This window comes from Tepidimonas fonticaldi, assembly GCF_001675355.1.
In the GTDB taxonomy this organism is placed as follows: domain Bacteria; phylum Pseudomonadota; class Gammaproteobacteria; order Burkholderiales; family Burkholderiaceae_C; genus Tepidimonas; species Tepidimonas fonticaldi.
Window position 1 is genome coordinate 168,190 of the sequence record NZ_LZDH01000065.1, and the last position, 24,900, is coordinate 193,089.

Consider the following 24,900-nt stretch of genomic DNA (forward strand, 5'->3'; position numbering starts at 1 on the left):
GGTCTCCTTCGGAGGGTGGATGAACATGCTCCGAAGGGCGTCCGCCTGGGCGGCAGACCGGGCCCGAAGGAACGGGCGGCCAGGGTGTTCACCCCAACCGCCCGCCGGGCCAGCAGCTCTTCTTTCGCCGGTATGAACCGGATCAAGTTCGCGGGTTCGGCTCTTGCCATCTCAGCCCACATCACGTGGACACCCCGGAGCATGCACCCCATTCTATCGCAGCGTAGGTATCGACCCGGCCGCGGTCAGAACGTCTGTTGATAGGTGACCCACACCGTGCGGCCCGGCCCGGGCACCGCCGTGCCCCACTGCGGCACATTCGGCGGGGTGGGGTTGGTCATCGTGGTGCCCTGCCCCACATACGCCCCGCCGGTGGGCAGGTAGTACAGGTGGTCGAACAGGTTGTCGCTGCCCAGTTCCAGCTTGCCACGGCCCAGGCGGTATGCCGTGCGCACGTTCAGCAGGGCAAAGCCCGGGGTACGGACCTCGTTACGCACTTGGGACACGTCGGTCTTGGCCCGGACCGCGACCAGTTCCACCGCGCTGTCCCAGGCGCCGGCGCGGTGCGTCAGGCTGACGCGGGCGTTGAGCGGCAAAATCTGGTAGAGCCCATCGCCGGTGCTGCGGTTGCGGCCCTTGAGGTAGCTCAACTGCCCGCGCACGCCCCACTGGCCCCAAGCATGGCCGTTGCTGCGGGCGCTCACACCGACTTCGCCACGCGTGCCGGTCTGGCCCGGCGCGGCAAAGGTGGGGGCCGGGGTTTCGGCCGCCACCACGCCGCCGATGGCATCCCCGCCAGCCGACACCGGCGCGATGCCGGCCCAGACCCGCACGCGCTCGACCTGGCCGGGGTCCAGGTACGACAGCGGCGTATTCATGTGGTTGGGACAGGCCGCATACAGGTCCATGCCGTCGATCTGCAGACGCAAACGCTCATCCGCCAGTCCGCGGATGACCGGCAGGCGCGACACACCGCCCGCCTCGTAGGTGTAGGCGCCGGACTGGGCAGCACGGTCTCGCGGTCGGCGCGGACCTGGACATCGGGCCATGCGGGCACCGCTGCCGATGTCTGAGCCCATGCGGCGGGCGCTTGCGTGGCCAGCACCGCAGCGGCTGCCACGGCATGGCGGCGCCAGCGACCGGGTTGAATCGTCAAAGAATGGGAGGAATAAGCCATGATACGAATCGTTCGGGAACGGCGGGACGCTCCCAACGCCCCCATGGCCACGATCCGATGTCCCACGCAATCCCCAAAACGGTGGGGGACGGGGGCAGCAGCGGCGTATCCACCGCGTGGCATGGCAATGCCCAATGACCATCCAGGCGGCATCAATCGCACTGGGGCGATGCGGCCGCGGCCGGATTGGAATTGGAGGGGGCATCGCCCCATTACTGGGAAGGCTGCTGTCCGACGTTGACCCGAGAGCCAGGAGACCTGCCGCCCAGCGAACGAGGATGTGCCGGGGCGGGGTGTCCCCAGCAAGCCCGGCGCGACGCCGTCTTGCGGTCGCGCCCGCCGTCCGCGACCGCGTGGGCGAGGGGGTGCGTTTGCCGGCGTCCGGTTGGCTTGCCCCGACATCGGGACGACAACCGTAGCACGCAAGATGTCCAATGGATCTGAGATGGCACACGCCAATGCCCACCACGCCCTGACGGTGGTGGACATGGCCTGGCCCGATCAATGCAATCACCACGGCACGCTGTTTGGCGGCGCGGCCCTGTCATGGCTGGACCGCACGGCTTTCATCCTCGCTTCTCGCGAATTGGGTGGCGCGGTCGTGACCGCGGCGCTGGAGCGGGTGCAATTCAGCGCCCCCTTGCCCAGCGGTCATCTGGGGGAGTGTCTAGCCCGCATCGTCCGCCGGGGCCGGCGCTCGGGCGCCGTGCGGGCGTTGATGGACGCGAGCGACGCCCGAGGCGCCTGCCCGAGCCGCTGCTGCGATGTGCTGCTGACCTATGTGGCCCTGCCCGATTGATGTGCGCATGCTGCCGGGCACATGTCCCCGCGTCAGGGCCGCAGGTCGTAGCGGTCGGCGTTCATGACCTTGACCCACGCGGCCACGAAGTCGCGCACGAACTTCTCGCGCCCGTCGTCCTGGGCGTAGACCTCGGCGTAGGCGCGCAACACGGCGTTGGAGCCAAACACCAGGTCCACCCGCGTGGCGGTCCAGCGGGTCGCCCCCGTGGCACGGTCCACGATGGCGTAGCTGTTGCGTCCCGTAGGCTTCCAGCTATAGGCCATGTCGGTCAGGTGCACGAAGAAGTCGTTGCTCAGCACGCCGACACGGTCGGTGAACACCCCGTGCGCCGATCCCCCGTGGTTGGCACCGAGCACGCGCAGGCCGCCGACGAGCACCGTCATCTCGGCCGCGGTCAGGCCCATGAGCTGCGCGCGGTCGAGCAGCAGCTCCTCCGGCTGTACCGCATAGTGCTGTTTGAGCCAGTTGCGGAACCCATCGGCCACCGGCTCCAACACGGCAAACGACTGAACGTCGGTCTGCGCCTGCGTGGCGTCACCGCGCCCCGGCGCGAACGGGACCTCGACCGGGTAACCGGCGGCGCGGGCGGCCTCTTCCACCGCCATGCTGCCGGCCAGGACGATCACGTCGGCGATGCTGGCGCCGGTTTCCGCGGCGATGCGCTCATAGACGGGCAGCACGCGCGCCAGCCGCTCCGGCTCGTTGCCGGCCCAGTCCTTTTGCGGAGCCAGCCGGATGCGCGCCCCGTTGGCACCGCCGCGGAAGTCCGATCCGCGGAAGGTGCGGGCGCTGTCCCAGGCCGTGGCCACCCGCTCGGCGATCCCCAATCCCGCGGCGGCGATCCGGGCGCGCACGTCGGCCACGTCGTAATCGGTGCGGCCCGCGGGAATGGGGTCTTGCCAAATCAGGTCTTCGGTGGGTGCCTCGGGGCCAATGTAGCGCGTGCGCGGCCCCATGTCGCGGTGCGTGAGCTTGAACCAGGCGCGGGCAAACACCTCCGAGAAATACGCCTGGTCGGCCGCAAACCGCTCCGAAATCCGGCGGTACACGGGGTCCACCTTCATCGCCATGTCGGCATCGGTCATGATGATGCGGTGGTTGCGCAGGGTGGGGTCTTCCGCGTCGGGCGGCACGTCCTCGGGCCGCAGGCCGATCGGCTCCCACTGCCAGGCGCCGGCGGGGCTCTTTTTGAGCTCCCATTCGTAGCCGAGCAGCAGCTTGAAGTAGCCGTTGTCCCACTGGGTGGGGTTCGTGGTCCACGCCCCTTCCAGACCGCTGGTCACGGTGTCGCGACCGATGCCGCGGGTGGTGTGGTTGTTCCAGCCCAGGCCCTGCTCTTCGATCGGCGCGCCTTCGGGCGCAGGGCCCAGGTTGGCCGCGCTGCCGTTGCCGTGCGCCTTGCCGACCGTGTGCCCGCCGGCGGTGAGGGCCACGGTTTCCTCGTCGTTCATGCCCATGCGGGCGAAGGTTTCACGCACCTGGGCGGCGGTGCGCAGGGGGTCCGGCTGGCCGTTGACGCCCTCGGGGTTCACATAGATCAGGCCCATCTGCACGGCGGCCAGCGGGTTGGCCAAGGTGCTGGCGTCGTCCAGGCTGCCGTAGCGGGCGTCGCTGGGCGCCAGCCACTCCTTCTCATCGCCCCAGTAGACGTCCTTTTCCGGGTGCCAAATGTCCTCGCGCCCGAAGGCAAAGCCATAGGTCTTCAGGCCCATGGACTCGTAGGCGACGTTGCCGGCCAGGATCATCAGATCGGCCCAGCTGATCTGGTTGCCATACTTTTTCTTGATCGGCCACAGCAGCCGGCGCGCCTTGTCCAGATTGGCGTTGTCCGGCCAGGAGTTGAGCGGCGCGAAGCGCTGGTTGCCGGTGTTGGCGCCGCCGCGACCGTCCGCGATGCGGTACGACCCCGCTGCGTGCCAGGCCATGCGGATCATCAACCCGCCGTAGTGGCCCCAATCGGCGGGCCACCAGGGCTGGCTGTCGGTCATCAAGGCGGTCAGATCGCGCTTGATCGCATCCACGTCGAGTTGACGCACCGCCTGCCGGTAGTTGAAGCCGGGCAGCGGATTGGTCTTGGTGTCGTGCTGGTGCAGGATGTCCAGGTTCAGGGCATTCGGCCACCAGGCCGTGTTGGAGGTTGCGGCGGTGGTGTGGGCGCCGTGCATCACGGGGCATTGGCCGACGGCTTCGCGGGTGGGGGCATTCATGGTCATCTCCTTGCAGGCGGGTTGGCCGACATCGGGGCCGCAAGCCATGCATGCCCTGCCGAGCGAGGCATGGTGTGGCGGCATCCGATAGACATCAGCAATCAGCTAATGATCACTGATTGGGCCTCAGTGTATCGGGTCTGCCACCGTGCGGCGGTCATTCTTCCCAATCGCCGCGATAGGGCCAGACCGGGCCGCGCCACCGCCTCCCCGGGCTTGGGGCTATGATGGGCGCCACCCGTGTGAACCACAACCAACCGGAGGCGTGCGATGCAGTGGCTGGTGCTGGGCTTGATCCTGTTTTTGGGCGTGCACTCGGTGCGCATCGTGGCCGACGACTGGCGCAACCAGACCATCGACCGCATCGGGCTGGGCGCATGGAAGGCGGTGTACTCCCTGGTGTCGGCCGTCGGGCTGGGGCTGATCATCTGGGGCTATGGTTTGGCCCGCCAGTCCCCGGACGTGCTGTGGACCCCGCCGCTGGGGATGCGCCACGCCGCCTCGCTGCTGACGCTGGTGGCTTTCGTGCTGTTGGTGGCGGCCTATGTCCCGGGCAATGCGATCAAGGCTCGGCTGGGCCACCCGATGGTGCTGTCCGTCAAGCTGTGGGCCTTTGCCCACCTGCTGTCCAACGGCACGCTGGCCGACGTGTTGCTGTTTGGCGGCTTTTTGGCATGGGCCGTGCTCAATTACCGCGCGGCGCGGCGCCGCACGCCCGCCGGTCGCGACGATATCGACGACGAGGATGACGCCATGGTCACCGCCACCCGCGGGTCGTCGATGACAGCCACGGTGGCCACCGTGGTCGTCGGGCTGGGGGCGTGGGCGGTGTTCGCGTTCTGGGCGCACGGCGTGCTGATCGGCGTGCGCCCCTTCGGCTGATCGGGCACCCACGGCTGCGGGGGCGGCGTCAACGCCGTCTGACCCGCCGTCAATCCCCCAAGCGGCGCACCACGACGGCCGCCCCCGTGGCCGCCGCAGCGGCGACCATGCCGGCCACGAAGACGGCGCTCAGCCCATGGTGGGTGCTGATCCACCCGCCCAGCGCCCCGGCGGTCACCCCGGAGCAGCCATAACCGATCAACGAATACAAGGCCTGCCCCCGCGCGCGCAGCCGCCCCGGAAAGTGGCGGTTGATGAGGGCGATGCAGACCGTGTGGTGAGCGGCAAAACCGATGGCATGCACCGCTTGCGCCAGCAGCAGCACGCCCAGCCAGTGCGCGCCCCAGGCCGTCGCCGCCATGCGTGCCACCGTCAGGGCCGATGCCAGCATCAGCCACTGCCCCAGCGCCAGCCGCGGCAGCCAGCGCCCCTGGGTAAAGAACCAGGCGATCTCCACCACCACGGCGGTGGCCCACAGCGCGCCGATCACGCCCTTGCCATACCCCAGGCGGTCCAGATAGAGCGAGAAGAAGATGTAGATGAAGACGTGCGCCAGCACATGCAAAAACATGGAGGCAAAAAACCACGCCACGACGGGCTGGCGCAACACCGGCCAGACGCGCCCGCCCGCGGCATCGTGCGCATGCGGGGGGTCGCGCCAGCGCGGCATGGCCCACACCGCGCCCACCACCAGCACCAGCGTCGCATTCGCCCAGAACGGAAAACTCGACAGCCCGTGGCGTTGGAACCAGGCGCCCGCCGCCAGCACCGTCACCAGAAAGCCCAGCGATCCCCACAGGCGCACGCGGCCATAGCGGCGCGCGTCGAATCCGCCCGAGGCACTGACGGCGTGCGCCAGTGCCGTCTCGGACAGCGGCATCATGGCGCTGGTGTGCGTGAACAGCAGCAGCAACACCAGCGGCAACCAGGCGGGCGCGGGCTGCCACCACAGCCCCAGGGACAGCACCAGCGACACGCCCGCGCACACCCGCAGCCAGCGCACCGGCTCGCCGCTGCGGTCGCTGAGCCACCCCCACAGGTAGGGGGCGAACAGCCGCGTCGCCGACTGCAGCGCCGTCAGCAGCCCGATGGCCCACAGGCCGTAGCCCAGTTCCTGCAACCACAGCGGCAGGTACGGATTGAAAAAGCCGATGTGCGCAAAATAGCCCGCCGAGAGGGCCGCAAAGGGCCACAGCCCGCGCACACGCCGGGCATCGGCGGGCGGGCCGCCGCTCATGAGCGGGAGACGCCGCCCGGGGCCTCGGCCGCGACCGGCCCGGGGGTGACGCGCACATCCCCGCACTGCGCGCGGTGGCGCAGCGCATGGTCCATCAGGACGATCGCGAGCAGCGCCTCCACGATGGGCACGGCCCGAATGCCGACGCAGGGGTCGTGCCGGCCCTTGGTGATGACTTCCGTCGGCTCGCCCGCGGTATCGATGGACGGCCGCGGCACGAGGATGGAGCTGGTGGGCTTGATGGCCAGCGTGACGACGATGTCCTGCCCCGTGCTGATGCCCCCCAGCACGCCACCCGCGTGGTTGGACAGAAAGCCCTGCGGGGTGATGCCGTCGCCGTGCTCGCTGCCCCGCTGCGCGACGCTGGCAAAGCCGTCGCCGATTTCCACGCCCTTGACCGCGTTGAGACCCATCATGGCGTGCGCGATGTCTGCGTCCAGGCGGTCGTAGATCGGCTCGCCCAGCCCGGCGGGCACCCCCTGCGCGACGACGCGCAGCCGCGCCCCCACCGAGTCACCGGCCTTGCGGATCTCGGTCAGATACGCCTCCAGCGCCGACACATCGGCCACTGGCGCAAAAAACGGGTTGCCATCGACATGGTCCCACGATTCGAACGGCACGCTCACCGTGCCCATCTGGAGCAGGGCGCCCCGAACCACCGTGCCAAACTGCTCGCGCAGCCATTTGCGCGCGACCGCCCCCGCCGCCACGGTGGGCGCGGTCAGGCGCGCGGACGAGCGCCCTCCCCCGCGCGGATCGCGGATGCCATATTTGTGCCAGTAGGTGTAATCCGCATGCCCGGGGCGGAAGGTCTGGGCGATATCGCCGTAATCCTTGCTGCGCTGGTCGGTGTTGGCAATCAGCAAGGCGATGGGCGTGCCTGTGGTGCGCCCCTGGTACACCCCGCTGAGGATCTGCACCTGGTCCGCCTCCTGCCGCTGGGTGACGAACTTGCTGCTGCCCGGCCGGCGCCGATCGAGCTCCGGCTGAATGTCGGCCTCGGCAAGCGGCAACCCGGGCGGACAGCCGTCGATGACGCAGCCGATGGCCGGTCCGTGCGATTCGCCAAAGTTGGTGACGCGAAACAGGGTGCCCAGGGTGTTGCCGCTCATGCACGGGATTATCCCGCAGCCGCCTGCGCCCGGCCGTCGTCACCGGTGGGGGCGTCGGCGGCACGCTGCAACACCACGGCGGCCTTGACCAGTTGCTGCAGGCTGCGGCGCAGCTCGCTGCTGGCGCGCAACCAGGCCTCCATCGCCTCGATGGGCAGCCGCCCCTCGGCCCCGGCGCGCAGCAAGGCGGCCTTGAGCACGGCATAGGCATCCTCGGCCTCGCGCAGCGCGGCCTCGCTCGCGGCGGGCGACGGGGCGGGCGCGGCGTCGTCCAGCAGCGCCAGCAATGCGACCGACCGGCGCCGAAAGGCCGCCAGCTCCAGCGCCGGCACGCCGACGGGCGGCGTGGGCCAGGGGGCCAGCGCCTCGGCCGCCTCGTCGGCCAGCTCCACCGCGACTTCGGCATAACGGGCCACGCGCAGCATGTCCGGCAGCCGCGCCGCGCTGTCGGCGGACATCTCGGCGCGCTGCAGGCGCACGACGAAGTCCGCCACCGCGCGCTGCAGGGCCAGGGCCACCGCCCGCGCCCGCGCCAGCCGGGCCCGCACGGCGGCATCGTCGCCGCCGGCGCGCTCCGCCACCGCGTCGCCAGCCAGCGTGGGCAGGTCGAACACCGTCCCCAACGAGCGCGCCGCCAGTCCGCGGAAGCGCCCCAACTCCCGGTGCAGCGCGTCCAACGCCAGCACGGGCACGGCCAGCACGGTCGCGTCCAGGAAGCGGGGGCGCGACTCGTCCTCCTCGGCGGTGCGAAAGCGCGCCTGCAGCCAGCGCGTCAGCCGTCCTGCCAGCGGCCACATCAGCACCACGCCCAGCACATTGAAAACCGTGTGGAAGAGCGCCACCGTCAAGGCCGGCGAATCGTCCAGCCCCAAGGCGTGCATGGCCTGCAGCAACCATTGCACCAACCAGGGCAACAGGGCCAGCGCCACCAGCCCCGTCAACAGGTTGAACAACACATGCGCGCTGGCGGCGCGGCGGGCGTTGGGGGTGGCCCCCAGGGCGGCCAGCACCGCCTTGACCGACGTACCGATGTTGGCCCCGATGACCACGGCCGCCGCCCCGTGGGCCGAGAGCAGCCCGGCCCCCGCGGCGCTGAGCGCGAGCGTGAGCGCCGCGCTGGAGCTTTGCATCAGCACCGTCAGGACCAGGCCCGCCAGCAGTTGGGTCAGCACGACACGCCAGTCGCTGCCGGCCGGCAGCGAAATCTGTTGGGCCACGTCGCCAAAGGCGCCGCGCAGCACGTCGATGCCCAGGAACAACAGGCCAAACCCCGCGCATGCCGTGCCCAGCGCCCCGCGGCGCGTGCCATGGCCGGTGACGCGCAGCCCCACCCCCAACCCGATCAGGGGCAGTGCCAGCAGGTCGATCTTCAGCCCAAAGCCCAGCACCGCGACGATCCAGCCCGTCATGGTGGTGCCGACGTTGGCGCCAAACAGCACCCAAAGCGCCTGGCCCAGATTGAGCAGCCCCGCGTTGACGAAGCCGATCGTGGCCACCGTGACGGCGCTGGAGGACTGCACCACCGCCGTGACCAGGGCACCGGCCGCCAGCCCGCGCCAGCGGGTGCGGGTGGAGGCGGTCAGAATGCGCTCCAGCGCGGGCCCGGCGGCCAGCCGCAGGCCGTCCGTCATGAGCTCCATGCCCATGATGAACAGGCCCACGCCGCCGAGCAGGCCGGCGAGCAAACCGCCCAGACCGTCGATCACGGATCAGCGCGCGGCCGGCTGCTGTTCCGGCCCGCCGGGGGCGGTGTCTTCCTCCTCCGGCCAGTCGCGGATGTAGGCCTTGAGCATCTTGTTCTCGAAGCTCTGCGTCTCGACCACGGCCTTGGCCACGTCGTAAAAGCTGATCACACCCATCAGCATGCGGTTGTCCATCACCGGCATATAGCGGGTGTGGCGCTCCAGCATCATGGGGCGCACCTGGTCCAGCTCGGTCTCGGGGGTGCAGGTCATGGGGTGGTCGTCCATGATGCTGCGCACCGTCACCGTGCCCACCGAGCCGCCATTGCGCGCGATGGTGTCGATCACCTCGCGAAAGGTGAGCATGCCCACCAGTTCGCCGTGCTCCATGACGGCCAGCGAGCCGATGTCGTACTGCGCCATCGTCTCGACCGCGCGGGCCAGCGACTCGTCCGGCGATACCGTGTAGAGCGTGCCGCCTTTGACGCGCAAAATGTCACGGACTTTCATGGTGGGGCTCCTGTTGTCTCGAAAGCGCGGCTAGGGGCCGCTGTGCGAGCTAATATAGTCCACAACACGAGGAGACACCATGCCCGGTTACGCCGATCCCGGCTTCGACACGCTGGCGCTGCACGCCGGCGCCGCCCCCGACCCCGCCACCGGCGCGCGCGCGGTGCCGATCCACCTGACGACCTCGTTCGTCTTCGAGTCGGCCGACCACGCCGCGGCGCTGTTCAACCTGGAGCGCGCCGGCCACGTCTACAGCCGCATCAGCAACCCGACTACCGCGGTGCTGGAGCAGCGTATGGCCGCACTGGAGGGCGGCATCGCCGGCCTGGCCACCGCCAGCGGGCAGGCGGCGCTGCACCTGGCCATCGTCACGCTGATGGGCGCGGGCGGCCACATCGTCGCCTCCGGCGCGCTGTACGGCGGCAGCCACAACCTGCTGCACGACACGCTGCCGCGCTTCGGCATCCAGACCACCTTCGTGGCGCCGGGCGACCTGGATGCCTGGCGCGCCGCGGTGCGGCCCAACACCCGCCTGTTCTTCGGCGAGACGGTCGGCAACCCGGGGCTGGACGTGCTGGACATCCCCGCGGTGGCCGAGATCGCGCACGCCGCCGGCGTGCCGCTGCTGGTGGACTCGACGCTCACGACGCCGTGGCTGATCCAGCCGCTGTCGCTCGGCGCGGATCTGGTCTACCACTCGGCGACCAAGTTCCTCAGCGGCCACGGCACCGTGATCGGCGGCGTGCTGGTCGACGGCGGCTCGTTCGACTGGGACGCCGCGCACGCGCGCGACGGGCGCTTTGCGGAGCTGACCGAGCCGTACGCGGGCTTTCACGGCATGGTGTTCAGCGAGGAATCGACGGTGGGGGCGTTCGCGCTGCGCGCGCGCCGCGAGGGCCTGCGCGACTTTGGCGCCTGCATGAGCCCGCACACCGCATGGCTGATCCTGCAGGGCATCGAGACGCTGCCGTTGCGCATGGCGCGCCACATGGCCAACACCGAGCGGGTGGTGGACTTTCTGGCGGCGCACCCGCTGGTGGCGCGCGTGCGCCACCCGCTGCGGCCGGATCACCCAAGCCACGCGCTGGCACAGCGGCTGCTGCCGCGCGGCGCCGGCAGCGTGTTCAGCTTCGAACTGAAGGGCGGCCGCGCGCAGGGCCGCGCCTTCATCGAGGCGCTCAGGCTGTTCAGCCACCTGGCCAACGTCGGCGACTGCCGCAGCCTCGTCATCCACCCGGCCAGCACCACGCACTTCCGCATGAGCGACGAGGCGCTGGCCGCCGCCGGCATCGGGCCGGGCACCATCCGCCTGTCGATCGGGCTGGAAGACGCCGACGACCTGATCGACGACCTCAAGCGCGCCTTCAAGGCCGCCGAAAAAGCCGCCTGACCCGGGAGAGCGCACCATGATGATCGACGTGCACGGCGCCCCGCTGTACGCCTACACCGGCGGCAAAGCGTTTGACCCCGCGCAGCCCACCGTGGTGATGATCCACGGCGTGCTCAACGACCACAGCGTGTGGATTTTGCAAAGCCGCTACCTCGCGCACCACGGCTTCAACGTGCTGGCCATCGACCTGCCCGGCCATGGCCGCAGTGGCGGTCAGGCCCCGGCCAGCGTCGCCGACGGCGCGCGCGCGGTGCTGGGCCTGCTGGATGGGCTGGGCGTCGAGCGCGCGGCGCTGGCGGGCCACAGCTTCGGCTCGCTGATCGCGCTGCAGGCCGCGGCCGACGCGCCGCAGCGGGTCGCGCAGCTGGCGCTGGTCGGCACCGCCTGGCCGATGCGGGTGTCGCCCGCGCTGCTGGACGCGTCGCTGAATACGCCCGAGAAGGCCATCGCGATGGTCAACGTGTTCAGCCACTCGACGCTGGCGCCGCCGCCGTCGGCGCTCGGCCCCGGCACGTGGCTCTACGGCGGCTCGCGCGCGCTGATGCGCCGCGTGCTGGCCAGCAATCCGCGCGTCAACGTGTTCCACCGCGGCTTCGTCGCCTGTGACACCTACCAGGACGGCGAGGCCGCCGCACGGCGGCTGGCCTGCCCGGTGCAGTTCATCCTTGGCACGCGCGACCAGATGACGCCGCCCAAGGCTGCGCAGCCACTGATCGACGGCGCGCGCGCCGCCGGCGTGCCGGTGGAAGTGGTGCGGCTGCCCGCGGGCCACGCCCTGATGACCGAGGCACCCGACGGCGTGCTGGATGCGCTGCGCGCCTTCCTGGGACGGATGCAGGCGCAGTCGGCCTGACGCTCCGCTCATGGCTACCCCAGCGTTCCCGCACACCACGGCCGCGCGGCAGTCCGTACCGCCGCAGGCGATCACGCCGCCGATGACGCGCGAGCGCGCCGAGGCCATCGCCGCCGGCTTCGACCTGCGCCGGCTGCCGCCGGACTTCCTGGCCAACCCGTACCCGGTCTACGCCGCCCTGCGCGCGCGCGAGCCGGTGCGCGCCATGCCGGATGGCAGCTGGTTCCTGACCCGGCACGCGGACCTGGTCGCGGTCTACCGCGACGCGGCCACCTTCAGCTCCGACAAGCACGTCGAGTTCGGGCCCAAGTACGGCGCCGGCTCCCCGCTGTACGAGCACCACACCACCAGCCTCGTCTTCAACGACCCGCCGCTGCACACGCGCGTGCGCAAGCTGATCATGGGGGCGCTGACGCGCCGCGCCATCGCCGACCTGGAGCCGGGGCTGATGCGGCTGGTCGACGGACTGCTGGACCGGCTGCAGGCGCGCGGCGGCGGGGACCTGATCGAGGACTACGCCGCCGCGATCCCGGTGGAGATCATCGGCAACCTGCTGGGCGTTCCGCACGACGAGCGCGGCCCGCTGCGCGGCTGGTCGCTGGCCATCCTGGGCGCGCTGGAGCCGGTGCTGACCCCGGCACAGCAGGACGCCGGCGAGCGCGCCGTGCGCGAGATGCTGGACTACCTGCGCGTGCTGGTCGCGCAGCGCCGGCGCCATCCGCTCGATCCGCAGCGCGACGTGCTGACGCGCCTGATCCAGGGCGAGGCCGACGGCGAGTGCCTGAGCGAGACCGAGCTGCTGCACAACTGCATCTTCCTGCTCAACGCCGGGCACGAGACGACCACCAACCTGATCGGCAACGCGCTGGTGAGCCTGCACGAGTGGCCGCAGGAGAAGACCCGGCTGCTGGCGCGGCTGCACGAGGCGCGCGACCAGCCCGATGCGCAGGAGGCGATCCTGAACGCGGCGGTGGACGAGTTCCTGCGCTTCGAGTCGTCCAACCAGCTGGGCAACCGGCGCGCGCTGCGCGACGCCGAGGTGGGCGGCGTGCGCCTGCCGGCCGGTGCGCTGGTGACGCTGTGCATCGGCGCGGCCAACCGCGACCCAGCCGTGTTCGCCGACCCGGAGCGGCTGGACCTCGCCCGCGCGGACAACCGGCATCTGGCCTTCGGCTTTGGCGTGCACCAGTGCGCGGGGCTGAGCCTGGCGCGGCTGGAGGGCCGCATCGCGATCGGGCGCTTCCTCGCGCGCTTTCCGCGCTATGCGTTGAGCGAGCCGCCGGTGCGCGGCGGGCGGGCGCGCTTCCGGGGCTTCCTGCGCGCGCCGTTCGTGATCGAGGGCTGACCGCCCGGCGGTGACCACCGACGGGCGCGCACCAAAGCGGTGCGCCGACGCCGGCGGTCGACCGGCGAATCCGTTGCGATCACCCGCTCCCAGCCCGGCCCCGCCGGGCGCCCAGGCCAGGCACGCCTTTTGCTGATGCACCCGCATCGGGGTGCGTCGCCCCCGCCCAAGGGAACACCGATGTCGGCCACCGTCGATCTGCTGTGGGTGCTGCTGTGCGCGGGCCTGGTCTTCGTGATGCAGGCCGGCTTCCTGTGCCTGGAGTCGGGGCTGACGCGCACGAAGAACTCGATCAACGTCGCGGCGAAGAACCTGTCGGACTTCGCGGTGGCGGCACTGCTGTTCTGGGCGGTGGGCTTCGGCCTGATGTTCGGCCCCAGCCTGGCCGGCTGGATCGGCACCGGGCTGTTCGGCCTCGCCGGCCAACTGCCCGAGGAACCGCGGTTGCTGGCCTTCGTGCTGTTCCAGGTCATGTTCTGCGCCACGGCGGCCACCATCGTCTCCGGCGCGGTGGCCGAGCGCATGCGCTTTGGCGCCTACCTGGCCCTGTCGGCCTGGGTGTCACTGGTGGTGTACCCGGTGTTTGGCCACTGGGCCTGGGGCGGCGCCTGGGAGCCGGGCGCGCGCGGCTGGCTGGCGGAGCTGGGCTTCGTGGACTTTGCCGGCTCCACCGTCGTGCACAGCGTCGGCGGCTGGGTGGCGCTGCTGGTGGTGATGCGCATGGGGCCGAGGGCCGGACGCTTCCCCGCCGAGGGGCCGCCGCCGGTGATCCCGGCCGGCAATCTGCCGCTGGCGATGCTGGGGGCGCTGCTGCTGTTCTTCGGCTGGCTCGGCTTCAACGGCGGCAGCACGCTGGCGTTCGACGCGCGCGTGCCGGGCGTGCTGCTGCACACCACGCTGGCCGCCGCGGCCGGCGCGGCGGCCGGGCTGTGGGTCGGACGCTGGCTGCACGGCTACTTCGAGGTGCTGTACCTGATCAACGGCCTGATCGCGGGGCTGGTCGCGGTCACGGCCGGGGCGCACGCGCTGTCGGCGCCGGCGGCGCTGCTGGTCGGCGCGGTGGGGGCGCTGGCGATGGCGGCGGCCAACGAGTGGCTGCTGCGCCGGCGCATCGACGACGCGGTCGGCGCGATCCCGGCGCACCTGGCCGCCGGCGCCTGGGGGACGCTGGCGGTGGGGCTGCTGGGCGACCCGGTGGCGCTCGGCACCGGGCTGGACCGCGGCGCGCAGGTGCTGGTGCAGCTGCTCGGCATCGTCGTCTGCGGGCTGTGGTGCGCGCTGGCCACGGCGCTGTTTCTGTGGCTGGTGCGCGACCGCGACCTGCGCGTCACGCCCGAGGAGGAGCGCGGTGGCCTGAACGTCGCCGAACATGGCGCGCGCACCGAGCTGATCGAGCTGCTCGACGCGATGGAGGCGCAGCGCCGCAGCGGTGACCTCTCCCGCCGCGTACCGGAGGAGGACTTCACCGAGGTCGGCCAGATCGCGCGCGCCTACAACCGGGTCATCGCCGCGCTGCAGGCCGCCACGCAGCGCACGCTGGCGCTGGTGCGCGAGATGCGCGACGGGCTGCTGACCTTCGAGCCGGACGGCACGCTGCTGAGCCTCAACCCGGGCGCCGAGCAGCTGCTGGGCGTGCCGGCCGGCGAGGCGCTGGGCCGGCCGCTGCCGGAGGTGCTGCGCCGCGCCGGCCACGCCAGCCCGCCGCCGCTGGAGCGGCTGACGCGCCCCGGCACGACGCTGGAGCTGCGCATGGCGCGCGGCGGCGCGCGCACGTTCTACGAGCTGTCGATCGACGACTTCCACCAGGACGATCGCACGCTTTATTCGGCGGTGCTGCGCGACATCTCCGACCGCAAGCACGTCGAGCTGCAGCTGCAGCGCGAGCGCGACCTGGCGCAGGTGACGCTGGCTTCGATCGGCGACGGCGTCATCACCACCGACGAGGCCGGACTGATCCAGTACCTGAACCCGGTGGCCGCGCGGCTGACCGGCTGGCCGGCGCACCAGGCGCGCGGGCAGCCGGTCACCACCGTCTACCGCCTGCTGGACGAGGCCGGCGGCGAGCCGCTGCCGAACCCGGTGCGCGAGGTGCTGCAGGGCAAGACGCCGGCGCCGCGGCGCGAGCACGCGCTGCTGCAGCGCCGCGACGGCGAGCGCATCCCGGTGCTGGACACCGCCGCGCCGATCCGCAGCCGCGACGGCTTCCTGCTCGGCGCGGTGCTGGTGTTCCACGACGTCACGGTGACGCTGAACCTGGCGCGCGAGCTCAGCCACCAGGCCACGCACGACGCGCTGACCGGCGTGCCGAACCGGCGCGAGTTCGAGCGCCGTCTGACCGAGCTGCTGTCGCGCCCGGACCAGGCGCGGCACGTGCTGTGCTACCTGGACCTGGACCAGTTCAAGGTCGTCAACGACACCTGCGGGCATGTGGCCGGCGACGAGCTGCTGCGCCAGGTGACGCAGCTGATCCGCAACCTGCTGCGCAGCGCCGACACGCTGGCGCGCCTGGGCGGCGACGAGTTCGGCCTGATCTTGCAGGGCTGCGACGCCGAGCACGCGCTGCCGGTGGTGCAGCGCATCCGCGAGGCGATCGCCGACTTCCGCTTCGCCTGGGGCGAGCGGTCGTTCGCCATCGGGGTGTCGATCGGCATGGTGCCGATCGGCCCGCTGGAGCGCGAACCCGGCCCGCTGCTGGCCGCGGCCGACGCGGCCTGCTACGCCGCCAAGGAGGCCGGGCGCAACCGCATCCACGTCTATCAGCCCGACGACCGCCAGCTGCTGGAGCGCCAGGGCCAGATGCAGTGGGTGGCGCGGCTGCAGACGGCGCTGGACGAGGACCGCCTGCGCCTCTACGCGCAGCCGATCGTGCCGCTGCACGGCGACGGCGGCGCGCCGCACGTCGAGATCCTGGTGCGGCTGGAGGAAGACGGCAAGCTGATCCAGCCCGGCGCCTTCCTGCCGGCGGCGGAGCGCTACGGCCTGATGCCGCGCATCGACCAATGGGTGGTGCGCAACACGCTGGCGTGGCTGGGCGACCGGCTGCGCCAGCACGGGCGGCTGGAGGGCCTCTACGCCATCAACCTGTCGGGCGCGTCGCTGTCGGACGAGCGCTTTCGCCAGGACCTGCAGGCGCTGCTGCAGTCGATGCAACTGCCGCCCGGCACGGTGTGCTTCGAGATCACCGAGACCGCGGCGATGGCGAGCCTCTCCACCGTCGCGCACTTCATCGGCGAGGTCAAGCGCCTGGGCTGCCTGTTCGCGCTGGACGACTTCGGCAGCGGGCTGTCGTCGTTCGCCTACCTGAAGAACCTGCCGGTGGATTTCCTCAAAATCGACGGCAGCTTCGTCAAGGACATCGAGAGCGACCCGATCGACCTGGCGATGGTGCAGGCGATCAACGCCATCGGCCACGTCATGGGGCTGCGCACGGTGGCGGAGTACGTGTCGTCGGAGGCGATCCTGCAGCGCGTGCGCGAGCTGGGCGTGGACTTCGCGCAGGGCTACCACGTCGGCCTGCCGCAGCTGCTGGACGCGCTGGCGCCGGTGCGGCGCATGCCGCGCTAGGGCGCCCCCGGCGCGCGCCGCGGCGGCGGCAGCACCGCGGCGACGGTGGTGGCCTCCAGCGGCAACGCGCGCCAGACGCCGGCGGTGGCCTCGTCCTGCGCCAGCCACAGCACGCGCGCCAGCTCCGCCAGCCGGCGCTGGTGCAGATCGACCAGCAGCACCCAGCGGCCCTCCTCGTCGCTCAGGCGCCCCACCCAGCCCAGCGCCTGCAGCGCGCGCAGCGGCTGCTGCAGGTGCAGCGGATCGACGCGCAGCCGCCGCGCCAGCGCCTCCAGCGCCAGCCCGGGGCGCTCGCCGGTGCGGCTGGCCTGCAGCTCCGCCAGCAGCTCCAGCGCCAGCTGGAACGGCCAGCCCGGCGTGCCGCCGCGGCGCGCCACCCCCGCCAGCAGGAACGGCAGGTAGGCCACGATCACCGCCCCCAGCAGCACGATCAGCCACACCAGGTACAGCCACACCAGCAGGATCGGCACGGTGGCAAAGGTGCCGTAGACCGCCGAATAGGTCGGCACCGTGCGCAGGTACCAGGCCAGCGCCTGCTGCGCCAGCTCGAACGCCAGCGCGACGAACACCCCGCCGGCCAGCGCATGGCGCAGCCGCACTTGGGCATTCGGCACGTAACGATAGAGCGCCGCCATGCCCAGCGCCAGCGCCACAAAGCCCGCCGCATCCAGCGCCCAGCGCACGCCTTGGTGCGCCGCCGGCAGCCAGCCGCGCGACACCGACAGCGCGTAGGAGCTGGCGCTCAGCATCAGCGCCAGCACCAGCGGCGCCAGCGTCAGCACCGCCCAGTACACCAGCACCCGCTGCGCCAGCGGCCGCAGCCGCGGCACGCGCCAGATGTCGTTGAGCTGGCGGTCGATCGTCAGCACCAGCGCCAGCGCCGTGACCAGCAGCACCACCGCCCCGCCCAGGCCGATCTGGCCGGCCTGGCTGGCGAACTGCCACAGGTAGCGCCCGACCTGGCGCGCGATGTGGTCCGGCACCAGCGCCTCCACCATCCAGCGCTGCACGCGCTGCTCCATCGCGCCGAAGGCCGGAAACAGCGCGAACACGGCCAGCGCCACCGTCACCAGCGGCACCAGCGAGATGGTGGTCGTGAACGTCAGGCTGCCGGCGGCCACCGCCAGCCGGTCCTGCGCGAAGCGCTCGCGCAGCGTCAGCCACGTGGTGCGCCACGGAAAGTCGCGGGCCTCTTGCCAGCCGCGCTGCCAGCCGCGCTGCCAAACGGGCCGCGGAGCGGCCTCGGCAACCGGGGCAGGCGTCGCCCGCGCGGACGGTTCGGATGCGGTCATGCCGCTATCATGCCAGCCGATGTCCGCGCCGTCCCCCTCCCCGTCCGCCCCCCTTGCCGGGCCCACTGCGCCCACTGCATCCGCCGTGCCCGCCGGCCTGGCGCAGGCGCGCTGGACGCGGGCGCTGGCCGTGGCCTGTGCGCTGGGCCTGATCGTCCTGGGGCTGGCGTGGGAGCTGTGGCTGGCGCCGCTGCGCCCGGGCGGGTCGTGGTGGGCGCTCAAGGTCTTGCCGCTGGCCTTGCCCTTGCCCGGCCTGCTGCGCCACCGCATGTACACCTACCGCTGGCTCAGCCTACTGGTGTGGCTGTACTTCACCGAAGGCATCGTGCGCGCCACCAGCGAAAGCGGGCTGTCGGCCGCACTGGCCTGGGGGCAGGTCGTGTTGTGCATGGGGCTGTTTGCGGCCTGTGCCCTGCATGTGCGGCTGCGGTTGCGCGCCGCCCGCGCCCCGCAACCTGCGGACAGCGACCGTCCCGAATGATGAACCTGCCAACCGCTCCTTTCGATCCCCCCGCGCGGGCCGCCCTGCTGCGGGATCTGCGCGCCGCTGTCGGCCCGGCGCACGTGCTCACCGCCGCCGACGCCGACCTGGAACCGTGGGAGCGCGACTGGCGCCGCCGCCACCGGGGCCGGGCTCTCGCGGTGGTGCGCCCCGGCAGCACGGAGGAAGTGGCCGCCGTGGTGCGCGCCTGCGCCGCGCACGGCGCGCCGATCGTGCCGCAGGGCGGCAACACCGGGCTGGTGCTGGGTGGCGTGCCGGACGGCAGCGGCACCCAGGTGGTGCTGAGCACCGCGCGGCTCAACCGCATCCGCGCGCTGGACGAGAAAAACCTCACGCTGACGGTGGAGGCCGGCTGCGTGCTGCAGGCCGCGCAGCAGGCTGCCGAGGCCGCCGGGCTGTGGCTGCCGCTGAGCCTGGCGGCCGAGGGCAGCTGCACCGTCGGCGGCAACCTGGCCACCAACGCCGGCGGCACGCAGGTGCTGCGCTTCGGCAACGCGCGCGACCTGTGCCTGGGGCTGGAGGTCGTCACCGCCGACGGCCGCGTCTGGAACGGTCTGCGCGGCCTGCGCAAGGACAACACCGGCTACGACCTGCGCCACCTGTTCATCGGCAGCGAGGGGACGCTCGGCATCATCACCGCGGCGGTGCTCAAGCTCGTGCCGCGCCCGGCCGCGCAGCTGACCGCCTGGGCCGCGGTGCCGGACTTGGCCGCCGCAGTGGCGCTGCTGGGGGTGGCGCAGCGCGGGCTCGGGCCGGCGCTGACCGGCTTCGAGGTCATGAACCGCTTTGCGCTGGAGCTGGTGCGGCGCCACTTTCCGCAGCTGTCGGTGCCGCTGGCGGACGTGGCCCCCTACGCGGTGCTGCTGGAGACCAGCGACGCCGAGGGCGAGGCGCACGCGCGCGCGCGGCTGGAGGCCGTGCTGGGGCAAGCACTGGAGGACGGCTGCGCGGTGGACGCGGTGGTGGCCGAAAGTCTGGCGCAGGCGCGCACGCTGTGGCACATCCGCGAGAGCATCCCGCTGGCGCAGGCCGAGGAGGGGCTCAACGTCAAGCACGACATCAGCCTGCCGGTCTCGCGCATCCCGGCCTTCTGCGCCGAGGCGGAAAAGGCACTGGCGAACGCCGTGCCCGGCGTGCGGCTGGTCAACTTCGGCCACCTGGGCGACGGCAACCTGCACTTCAACGTGCAGTGCCCTGAGGGCGCGGATGCCGCCGCCTTCCTGCACGAACAGGAGGCGCGCATCCACACGGTGGTCTACGACGCGGTGCAGCGCCACGGCGGCTCGATCAGCGCCGAGCACGGCATCGGGGCGCTGAAGGCCGCCATCCTGCCGCGCTACCAGGACCCGGTGGCGCTGGACCTGATGCGCGCCGTCAAGCGCGCGCTGGACCCCGCCAACCGGCTCAACCCGGGCAAGCTGCTGGTCTGACGGCGGCGATAATCCGCCCATGACGCCGCGCCCCATCCGCCACCAGTACGAAGACTTCATGCGCCATGTGTATGAGCATGGCGTGGTCAAGACCGACCGCACCGGGGTGGGCACGCGCAGCGTATTCGGCTACCAAATGCGCTTCGACCTGTCGGAGGGCTTTCCGCTCGTCACGACCAAGAAGCTGCACGTCAAATCCATCATCTACGAGCTGCTGTGGTTTTTGCGCGGCGAACGCAATGTGCGTTGGCTGCAAGAGCGCGGCGTGACCATCTGGGACGAGTGGGCGCGCGCCGACGGCGACCTGGGCCCCATCTACGGCGTGCAATGGCGCTCGTGGCCCACGCCTGACGGCGGACACATCGACCAGATCAGCGAGGTGTTGCATACCCTGCGTACCAACCCCGACTCGCGACGCATCATCGTCAGCGCCTGGAACGTCGCCGACCTGCCCCAGATGGCGCTGGCGCCGTGCCATGCGTTGTTTCAGTTCTACGTGGCCGACGGCCGACTGTCGTGCCAGCTCTATCAGCGCAGCGCCGACGTCTTTCTGGGCGTGCCGTTCAACATCGCCAGCTATGCGCTGCTGACGCACATGGTGGCGCAGCAGTGCGACCTAGGCGTCGGCGACTTCATCTGGACCGGTGGCGATTGCCACATCTACCACAACCACGTGGAGCAGGTGCAGCTGCAACTGTCGCGCTCGCCCTACCCCTACCCAACGCTGCGCATCCGCCGCCGCCCGCCGACCCTGTTCGACTACGAATTCGACGACTTCGAATTCCTGGACTACCAGCACCACCCGGCCATCAAGGCGCCCGTGGCGGTGTGAGCCGCCCCTACCCGTGATGCTGTCGCGCGCCCAAGCCCTGGGACTGGTGGCCTTGACGCTGATGTGGGGCGTCAACTGGCCGGTCATGAAACTGTCGCTGCAGGAGCTCTCGCCCCTGTTCTTCCGCGCCGTGACAATGACCGGCGGCGCGCTGTGGCTGTTCGCGTTCTATCACTGGCGCGGTGTGCGCCTGCAGCCCCGGCGCAGCGAGTGGCGCAGCATCGTCACGCTGGCACTGCCCAACATGCTGGGCTGGCACACGCTGGCCATCTTTGGCGTGGCCGCCCTGGCGTCCGGGCGGGCGGCCATCCTGGGCTTTACCATGCCGGTGTGGACGGTGCTGCTGGGGGCACTGTTCTTCGGCCAGCCGCTGACGCGGCGCACCTCCGTGGCGGCGCTGGCGGTGGTGCGGTAGGCCAGCAGCACGCCGTCTTCCCAGCGCGCGATCTCCCGGCCGCTCATGAAGATGGGCAGGCAGGCCAGCAGCGTGGCCACCCACCATCACCCACAGATCGAAGTTCAGGACAGCTTCGGAAATGGGCAGGCCACGGGGCGCCACCACGCCGGCCAGGCCCAGGCAGACAAGGATGTTGAAGATGTTGCTGCCCACCACGTTGTCCACGGCCAGATCGGTGGTGCCGTTGGCGGCTGCGCCTACCGACACCGCCATCTCCGGCGCACTGGTGCCGAGGGCCACGATGGTCAAGCCTACCACCAGGGGCGAGATCCCCTAGGACAGCGACAACCGCGCGGCGCCGCGCAAGAGTCCCTCAGCCCTGCCATCAGGGCGACCAGGCCAACGATGAGCAAAACGATGGACATAGCGTGGACCTCCTTCCCCGGATGCAATGTGGCGCCATCGTGCCATAGAGGCACACCTGGCCGCAGACCGACAGAACGAATCGTTTGTTTGTTATAATGAACTCACACCGATATTTCTCAGGAAAACCTCGTGAGCACCGTCTCAGCCATCGGCAGGAATCTGCTGCGATTTCGGGAACAGCGAGGGCTCACGCTGGCGGGCTTGTCCGAGCGCAGCGGGGTGGCGAAATCGACCTTGTCGCAGCTGGAAAACGGCGAGGGCAACCCCACGATCGAGACCCTGTGGGCTGTGGCTAACGCCCTGGGAGTGCCCTTCGGCCAGCTGGTCAACGAGGAACTGAGCGACGGCGGCGAGCTGTTGGACAAGGGGGTGATTGTTCGATTAATCGAAAAATCGACCGACGACCCCGAGATCGAGGTCTATCTGATCGAACTGCGGCCAGGCTGCCGCAAGGACTCCGCCCCGCATCCGGAAGGGGTGAAGGAACGCATCACGGTGCTGTCCGGGGCCATGCTGGTGGGGCAGGCCGACCGGCCGCGCATGGTGAGGGCTGGCGACACTCACACCTTCGACGCCGATGTGCCGCATGTGTACGCGGCCACCGAGCAAGGCGGCCGGGCCATGGTGGTGATCGTGTATCCGCCCAAGACCTATTCGGCCAGTGCCTCCACGCTCTACCTAGAGTGGCCCCAGGCCCCGAGCGCCTGGGAGGGGGTGCGCAGCGTGATGGAGCGCGCCCTGCTGGAGGTGTCCAACGGCCTGGGCGCGCGCATCCTGCGACTGCGCGGCGAGCCGCTCAATAGGCGTGACGGCCTGCTCAAGCTGCGCCAGATGCAGCACGAGGCCACCGCCGGTCCCTGGCGCTGGCCGGTGCTGTCGCTGGTGGAAGACGACGCCCAGGGGCCGTATGTCGCCGTGGTGCCCATGCCCCTGACCGGAGCCTTTGCCCAACCCGACCAGGCACCGCCCGCCTGGGCCAACGCCGACCTGCCGGCTGCCGCCATCCGCCTAGCCCGGCTGGCGGAGTCGCCCTTCATCGAGCTGGGCGCGCCCGAAACGGCCGCAATCCAGGCTCATTTGGAGGGCCGCAGCTGGGTGCTCAACAGCCTGGCCGCTGAGGTGCTGCTGCAGCGGGGGCGCATGTGCATGCCGCGGCAGCTGCATCACGTGCGCCCGGCGCCCGCGGCGGCGCAGCGCGGCGGCCGGGACGGGCCGTTCTCCAGCCGCATCGACGTGGAGCAATACGATGCCTTCGAGCTGCTGCACCCCGCCTATGCCCGCCAAGTAGTGGCCGCCGCCCAGGATATCGCAAGCTTCGCCGGACCGCAGCCCGCCTTGCAGGCCATCGACGTGGGCACAGGGCCGGGTCTGCCGTTGCTAATGCTGCACGAGCTGCATCCGGGTTGCCGTTTCCTGGCCGTCGAACCCGATGAGGCGGCGTTTGTGTGCTTGCAGCGCAATGCCCACGGGGTTGAGGGCATCGAGCTGCATCACGGCGGCTTCCTGGAGCTCGACCTGCCGAGCGGCGAGACACCGCTCATCACCTCTTTCGGCGCCTCGCACCACTTCAACACGGCCTTCATGCTGCAAAAGGCCATGCGGCTGCTGCAGCCCGGCGGGCTGCTTGTGGTGGCCGACGAGTTCCTGCCCGAATTCGCCAGCGTGGATGAACGCAACCTCGCTCTGGTGCGCCACCACAGCGCCTACCTGCTGGCCAGCATGGCCTGGGTGGGTGAGCCGCCGGCCTCCGAAGGGGGGCTGGACCTCAGGCTCTACCGCGACTTGCGCCGCTCCATCATCATGGCCATGGTCGCGGCCACCGAGGGCAAATCGACCCAGGCGGTGAGCCTGTGCCGTAACCTGTATGCGCGCCTGTGCGAGTCCGGTTTGCGCGAGCGCCCTGCACATGAGATCGGGGCCTTCGTGCGCTTCTACTGGCTGGAGCTGCAGGCCATGGTAGCCGGCTTCGACTACGAGGTCGAGCGCAAGACCTTCCCGCGCCGCTTTGCCGGGCTGGCCGCGCTGGCCGGGCTGGAGTTGCGCCGCCATCGCCGGGTGTTTGCCACCACCGGCAGCGACGACTGGGGTGGGGGCACCCATGTCTTCACCTTTAGCAAGCCGGAGGGCGCATGACGCGGCAGGTGCTGCGCGGCCTGGGCGACAGTCTGGCCATTGCAGCGGGCTACGTGCCCGTGGCTTTTTCTTTCGGGCTGACCGCCGTTCAGATGGGTTTGGGGGCTCCATGGGCCGTGGCCATCTCAGCCATCGTTTTTGCAGGGGCCAGCCAGTTCGTGCTGGTGTCCCTGCTCGCCGCCGGCGGCGGGCCGCTGACGGTGGTGCCCACCATCTGGCTGCTCAATGCCCGCCATCTGCTCTACGGTCGGGTGGTGGCCGAACAGCTCGCGCAGGCGCGCCCGGCCCGCGTGCGCCCGGCCCTGGCCTTTGGCCTGACCGACGAAGTCTTCGCCTGCGCGGCCGCGCGTTTGCCCACCCTGGCCCCGGCCCAGCGCGCGGGCTGGCTGGCTGGCCTGCAGGCCGGGGCTTATGGCGCGTGGATCGCTGGCACCTGGCTGGGGGCCGAGACCGGCGCCCAGCTGGTCGACCGGATCCCCCTGCTGCAGGAGGCTTTGCAGTTCGTGCTGCCGGCGCTCTTCCTGTCGCTGCTGCTGCAGATGGGGGTGCACGGACGTGGCCGGGCGCTGTGGGGGGCGGCGGGTGTCACGCTGCTGGGCCTGGCCCTGGGCCCGGCCCATGTGGCCATCCCGGCCGGCATGCTGGCCGGTGCGGCCCTCCAGTTGCTGCAGGCACACGTGGACGAGGACGGCGACGATGAGTGAAGCCGGCTGGATACAGCTGCTGACCGTGCTGGCCTGTGGGCTGGGCACCTTCCTGCTGCGCTCCTTGCCCTTCTGGTGGGGGCTGCGTCAAAGTACCGAGCGTTCGAACCTTATCCGCCGCTGGTCCTCGGCCATCGGCCCGGCCGCCATCGCCGCCCTGCTGGTGGCCTCGCTCTTCCCCCTGCTGTGGCCAGCCGCCGGCCCCACCCGCGCCCTGCCCACGGCCGTTGCCCTGGCCGCCGTGATCCTCCTCCAGCGCCTGCGCGGGGGGCTGGCGGCCTCCACGCTGCTGGGCACGGGGGTGTATGCGTTGATGTTGTGGGTGATCGGGTGACGCGTTGTACCCAACCACCCCCTGATTTACTCATAACTATTTGATTTAGCTCTGGATTTCACGCTTTCTCGGCAAAAATATCTCCCACT

Annotated in this window: 20 protein-coding genes, 1 pseudogene and 1 riboswitch; of the genes and pseudogenes, 13 read left to right on the forward strand and 8 right to left on the reverse strand. The window is 70.9% G+C overall.

Annotation, left to right across the window (positions count from 1 at the left end; all coding sequences use genetic code 11):
• Positions 1 to 102: 102 nt before the first annotated feature.
• Positions 103 to 207: riboswitch (TPP riboswitch) on the reverse strand.
• A 38-nt stretch (positions 208 to 245) separates the two neighbouring features.
• A complete protein-coding gene (locus tag A9O67_RS13220) occupies positions 246 to 1,049 on the reverse strand; it encodes a TonB-dependent receptor plug domain-containing protein (RefSeq protein ID WP_197484479.1) in 804 nt (267 codons plus the stop codon).
• A 573-nt stretch (positions 1,050 to 1,622) separates the two neighbouring features.
• On the opposite strand from A9O67_RS13220, the gene A9O67_RS11030 reads away from it, so the two are divergent.
• On the forward strand, positions 1,623 to 1,976 hold the full coding sequence (locus A9O67_RS11030) for an acyl-CoA thioesterase (protein WP_068610273.1): 354 nt from the start codon (positions 1,623 to 1,625) through the stop codon (positions 1,974 to 1,976).
• A 32-nt stretch (positions 1,977 to 2,008) separates the two neighbouring features.
• On the opposite strand, the gene katG is transcribed toward A9O67_RS11030, so the two are convergent.
• Positions 2,009 to 4,186: a catalase/peroxidase HPI gene (gene katG / locus A9O67_RS11035; RefSeq protein WP_068610650.1), complete on the reverse strand. Its 2,178-nt coding sequence runs from the start codon at positions 4,184 to 4,186 to the stop codon at positions 2,009 to 2,011.
• Between the two features lie 270 nt (positions 4,187 to 4,456).
• On the opposite strand from katG, the gene A9O67_RS11040 reads away from it, so the two are divergent.
• Positions 4,457 to 5,068, forward strand: a complete 612-nt coding sequence (locus A9O67_RS11040) for an NnrU family protein (RefSeq protein WP_068610275.1) — start codon at positions 4,457 to 4,459, stop codon at positions 5,066 to 5,068.
• A gap of 49 nt (positions 5,069 to 5,117) precedes the next feature.
• On the opposite strand, the gene A9O67_RS11045 is transcribed toward A9O67_RS11040, so the two are convergent.
• The 4 genes from A9O67_RS11045 to A9O67_RS11060 are packed head-to-tail and all read right to left on the reverse strand — an operon-like array spanning position 5,118 to position 9,609.
• Positions 5,118 to 6,305, reverse strand: coding sequence for an MFS transporter (locus tag A9O67_RS11045; RefSeq protein ID WP_068610277.1), 1,188 nt, complete (start codon positions 6,303 to 6,305; stop codon positions 5,118 to 5,120).
• Positions 6,302 to 7,417 carry a chorismate synthase gene (aroC, locus tag A9O67_RS11050; protein WP_068610279.1) on the reverse strand — a complete coding sequence of 372 codons (1,116 nt, stop codon included), beginning with the start codon at positions 7,415 to 7,417 and terminating at the stop codon, positions 6,302 to 6,304. The genes A9O67_RS11045 and aroC overlap by 4 nt, the downstream gene beginning before the upstream one ends.
• An 8-nt stretch (positions 7,418 to 7,425) precedes the next feature.
• On the reverse strand, positions 7,426 to 9,123 hold the full coding sequence (locus tag A9O67_RS11055) for a Na/Pi cotransporter family protein (RefSeq protein ID WP_231960331.1): 1,698 nt from the start codon (positions 9,121 to 9,123) through the stop codon (positions 7,426 to 7,428).
• A 3-nt stretch (positions 9,124 to 9,126) separates the two neighbouring features.
• Positions 9,127 to 9,609, reverse strand: coding sequence for a CBS domain-containing protein (locus A9O67_RS11060; protein ID WP_068610280.1), 483 nt, complete (start codon positions 9,607 to 9,609; stop codon positions 9,127 to 9,129).
• 79 nt (positions 9,610 to 9,688) lie between these two features.
• Between A9O67_RS11060 and A9O67_RS11065 the strand changes: the two genes are divergently transcribed.
• The 4 genes from A9O67_RS11065 to amt all read left to right on the forward strand — a co-directional run bounded on the left by A9O67_RS11065 (position 9,689) and on the right by amt (position 16,761).
• Positions 9,689 to 10,999, forward strand: a complete 1,311-nt coding sequence (locus tag A9O67_RS11065) for an O-acetylhomoserine aminocarboxypropyltransferase (RefSeq protein WP_068610282.1) — start codon at positions 9,689 to 9,691, stop codon at positions 10,997 to 10,999.
• 16 nt (positions 11,000 to 11,015) lie between these two features.
• On the forward strand, positions 11,016 to 11,852 hold the full coding sequence (locus A9O67_RS11070) for an alpha/beta fold hydrolase (RefSeq protein WP_068610283.1): 837 nt from the start codon (positions 11,016 to 11,018) through the stop codon (positions 11,850 to 11,852).
• An 82-nt stretch (positions 11,853 to 11,934) separates the two neighbouring features.
• Positions 11,935 to 13,197 (forward strand): cytochrome P450, encoded by a 1,263-nt coding sequence (locus tag A9O67_RS11075; RefSeq protein WP_068610285.1) that lies wholly within the window; start codon positions 11,935 to 11,937, stop codon positions 13,195 to 13,197.
• Positions 13,198 to 13,377: 180 nt separating this feature from the next.
• Positions 13,378 to 16,761, forward strand: a complete 3,384-nt coding sequence (gene amt, locus A9O67_RS11080; protein WP_068610287.1) for an ammonium transporter — start codon at positions 13,378 to 13,380, stop codon at positions 16,759 to 16,761.
• Here the strand turns inward: amt and A9O67_RS13965 are convergent.
• Positions 16,758 to 18,053, reverse strand: a complete 1,296-nt coding sequence (locus tag A9O67_RS13965) for a YihY family inner membrane protein (RefSeq protein ID WP_082955542.1) — start codon at positions 18,051 to 18,053, stop codon at positions 16,758 to 16,760. The two genes, amt and A9O67_RS13965, sit on opposite strands and share 4 nt — an antisense overlap.
• Before the next feature lie 19 nt (positions 18,054 to 18,072).
• Here A9O67_RS13965 and A9O67_RS11090 point away from each other — a divergent pair, with 19 nt between their 5' ends.
• Genes A9O67_RS11090 through A9O67_RS11105 form a run of 4 tightly spaced genes read left to right on the forward strand, consistent with a single transcriptional unit; the run spans position 18,073 to position 21,232 of the window.
• A complete protein-coding gene (locus A9O67_RS11090) occupies positions 18,073 to 18,534 on the forward strand; it encodes a DUF2069 domain-containing protein (protein WP_082955543.1) in 462 nt (153 codons plus the stop codon).
• Positions 18,531 to 19,985 carry an FAD-binding oxidoreductase gene (locus A9O67_RS11095; RefSeq protein WP_231960332.1) on the forward strand — a complete coding sequence of 485 codons (1,455 nt, stop codon included), beginning with the start codon at positions 18,531 to 18,533 and terminating at the stop codon, positions 19,983 to 19,985. The genes A9O67_RS11090 and A9O67_RS11095 overlap by 4 nt, the downstream gene beginning before the upstream one ends.
• Before the next feature lie 19 nt (positions 19,986 to 20,004).
• A complete protein-coding gene (locus A9O67_RS11100; RefSeq protein ID WP_068610292.1) occupies positions 20,005 to 20,817 on the forward strand; it encodes a thymidylate synthase in 813 nt (270 codons plus the stop codon).
• A 16-nt stretch (positions 20,818 to 20,833) separates the two neighbouring features.
• Positions 20,834 to 21,232 carry a DMT family transporter gene (locus tag A9O67_RS11105; RefSeq protein WP_068610294.1) on the forward strand — a complete coding sequence of 133 codons (399 nt, stop codon included), beginning with the start codon at positions 20,834 to 20,836 and terminating at the stop codon, positions 21,230 to 21,232.
• 141 nt (positions 21,233 to 21,373) lie between these two features.
• Here the strand turns inward: A9O67_RS11105 and A9O67_RS13845 are convergent.
• Positions 21,374 to 21,487 (reverse strand): annotated as a pseudogene (locus A9O67_RS13845) (calcium/sodium antiporter); the annotation flags it as partial.
• 282 nt (positions 21,488 to 21,769) lie between these two features.
• On the opposite strand from A9O67_RS13845, the gene A9O67_RS11115 reads away from it, so the two are divergent.
• From A9O67_RS11115 to A9O67_RS11125, 3 genes are read left to right on the forward strand one after another with little or no spacing between them, the layout of a single operon-like run.
• Positions 21,770 to 23,773, forward strand: a complete 2,004-nt coding sequence (locus A9O67_RS11115) for a helix-turn-helix domain-containing protein (protein WP_082955544.1) — start codon at positions 21,770 to 21,772, stop codon at positions 23,771 to 23,773.
• The gene (locus tag A9O67_RS11120) at positions 23,770 to 24,477 is read left to right on the forward strand and encodes an AzlC family ABC transporter permease (RefSeq protein WP_043701320.1); all 708 of its coding nucleotides are present in this window, start codon (positions 23,770 to 23,772) and stop codon (positions 24,475 to 24,477) included. Before A9O67_RS11115 ends, A9O67_RS11120 begins: the two co-directional genes overlap by 4 nt.
• Positions 24,470 to 24,811, forward strand: a complete 342-nt coding sequence (locus A9O67_RS11125) for an AzlD domain-containing protein (protein ID WP_068610301.1) — start codon at positions 24,470 to 24,472, stop codon at positions 24,809 to 24,811. The genes A9O67_RS11120 and A9O67_RS11125 overlap by 8 nt, the downstream gene beginning before the upstream one ends.
• Positions 24,812 to 24,900: the final 89 nt, after the last annotated feature.

What these genes read in the sequence shown, in the direction of transcription:
- A9O67_RS11040 (WP_068610275.1), top strand. Translation starts at nt 4,457, where the DNA reads ATGCAGTGGCTGGTGCTGGGCTTGATCCTGTTTTTGGGCGTGCACTCG.
- A9O67_RS11060 (WP_068610280.1), bottom strand. Translation starts at nt 9,609, where the DNA reads ATGAAAGTCCGTGACATTTTGCGCGTCAAAGGCGGCACGCTCTACACG.
- A9O67_RS11100 (WP_068610292.1), top strand. Translation starts at nt 20,005, where the DNA reads ATGACGCCGCGCCCCATCCGCCACCAGTACGAAGACTTCATGCGCCAT.
- A9O67_RS11125 (WP_068610301.1), top strand. Translation starts at nt 24,470, where the DNA reads ATGAGTGAAGCCGGCTGGATACAGCTGCTGACCGTGCTGGCCTGTGGG.
- A9O67_RS11045 (WP_068610277.1), bottom strand. Translation starts at nt 6,305, where the DNA reads ATGAGCGGCGGCCCGCCCGCCGATGCCCGGCGTGTGCGCGGGCTGTGG.
- A9O67_RS11095 (WP_231960332.1), top strand. Translation starts at nt 18,531, where the DNA reads ATGATGAACCTGCCAACCGCTCCTTTCGATCCCCCCGCGCGGGCCGCC.
- aroC (WP_068610279.1), bottom strand. Translation starts at nt 7,417, where the DNA reads ATGAGCGGCAACACCCTGGGCACCCTGTTTCGCGTCACCAACTTTGGC.
- amt (WP_068610287.1), top strand. Translation starts at nt 13,378, where the DNA reads ATGTCGGCCACCGTCGATCTGCTGTGGGTGCTGCTGTGCGCGGGCCTG.
- A9O67_RS11065 (WP_068610282.1), top strand. Translation starts at nt 9,689, where the DNA reads ATGCCCGGTTACGCCGATCCCGGCTTCGACACGCTGGCGCTGCACGCC.
- A9O67_RS11075 (WP_068610285.1), top strand. Translation starts at nt 11,935, where the DNA reads ATGACGCGCGAGCGCGCCGAGGCCATCGCCGCCGGCTTCGACCTGCGC.
- A9O67_RS11120 (WP_043701320.1), top strand. Translation starts at nt 23,770, where the DNA reads ATGACGCGGCAGGTGCTGCGCGGCCTGGGCGACAGTCTGGCCATTGCA.
- katG (WP_068610650.1), bottom strand. Translation starts at nt 4,186, where the DNA reads ATGAATGCCCCCACCCGCGAAGCCGTCGGCCAATGCCCCGTGATGCAC.
- A9O67_RS13220 (WP_197484479.1), bottom strand. Translation starts at nt 1,049, where the DNA reads ATGGCCCGATGTCCAGGTCCGCGCCGACCGCGAGACCGTGCTGCCCAG.
- A9O67_RS11030 (WP_068610273.1), top strand. Translation starts at nt 1,623, where the DNA reads ATGGCACACGCCAATGCCCACCACGCCCTGACGGTGGTGGACATGGCC.
- A9O67_RS13965 (WP_082955542.1), bottom strand. Translation starts at nt 18,053, where the DNA reads ATGACCGCATCCGAACCGTCCGCGCGGGCGACGCCTGCCCCGGTTGCC.
- A9O67_RS11090 (WP_082955543.1), top strand. Translation starts at nt 18,073, where the DNA reads ATGTCCGCGCCGTCCCCCTCCCCGTCCGCCCCCCTTGCCGGGCCCACT.
- A9O67_RS11105 (WP_068610294.1), top strand. Translation starts at nt 20,834, where the DNA reads ATGCTGTCGCGCGCCCAAGCCCTGGGACTGGTGGCCTTGACGCTGATG.
- A9O67_RS11070 (WP_068610283.1), top strand. Translation starts at nt 11,016, where the DNA reads ATGATGATCGACGTGCACGGCGCCCCGCTGTACGCCTACACCGGCGGC.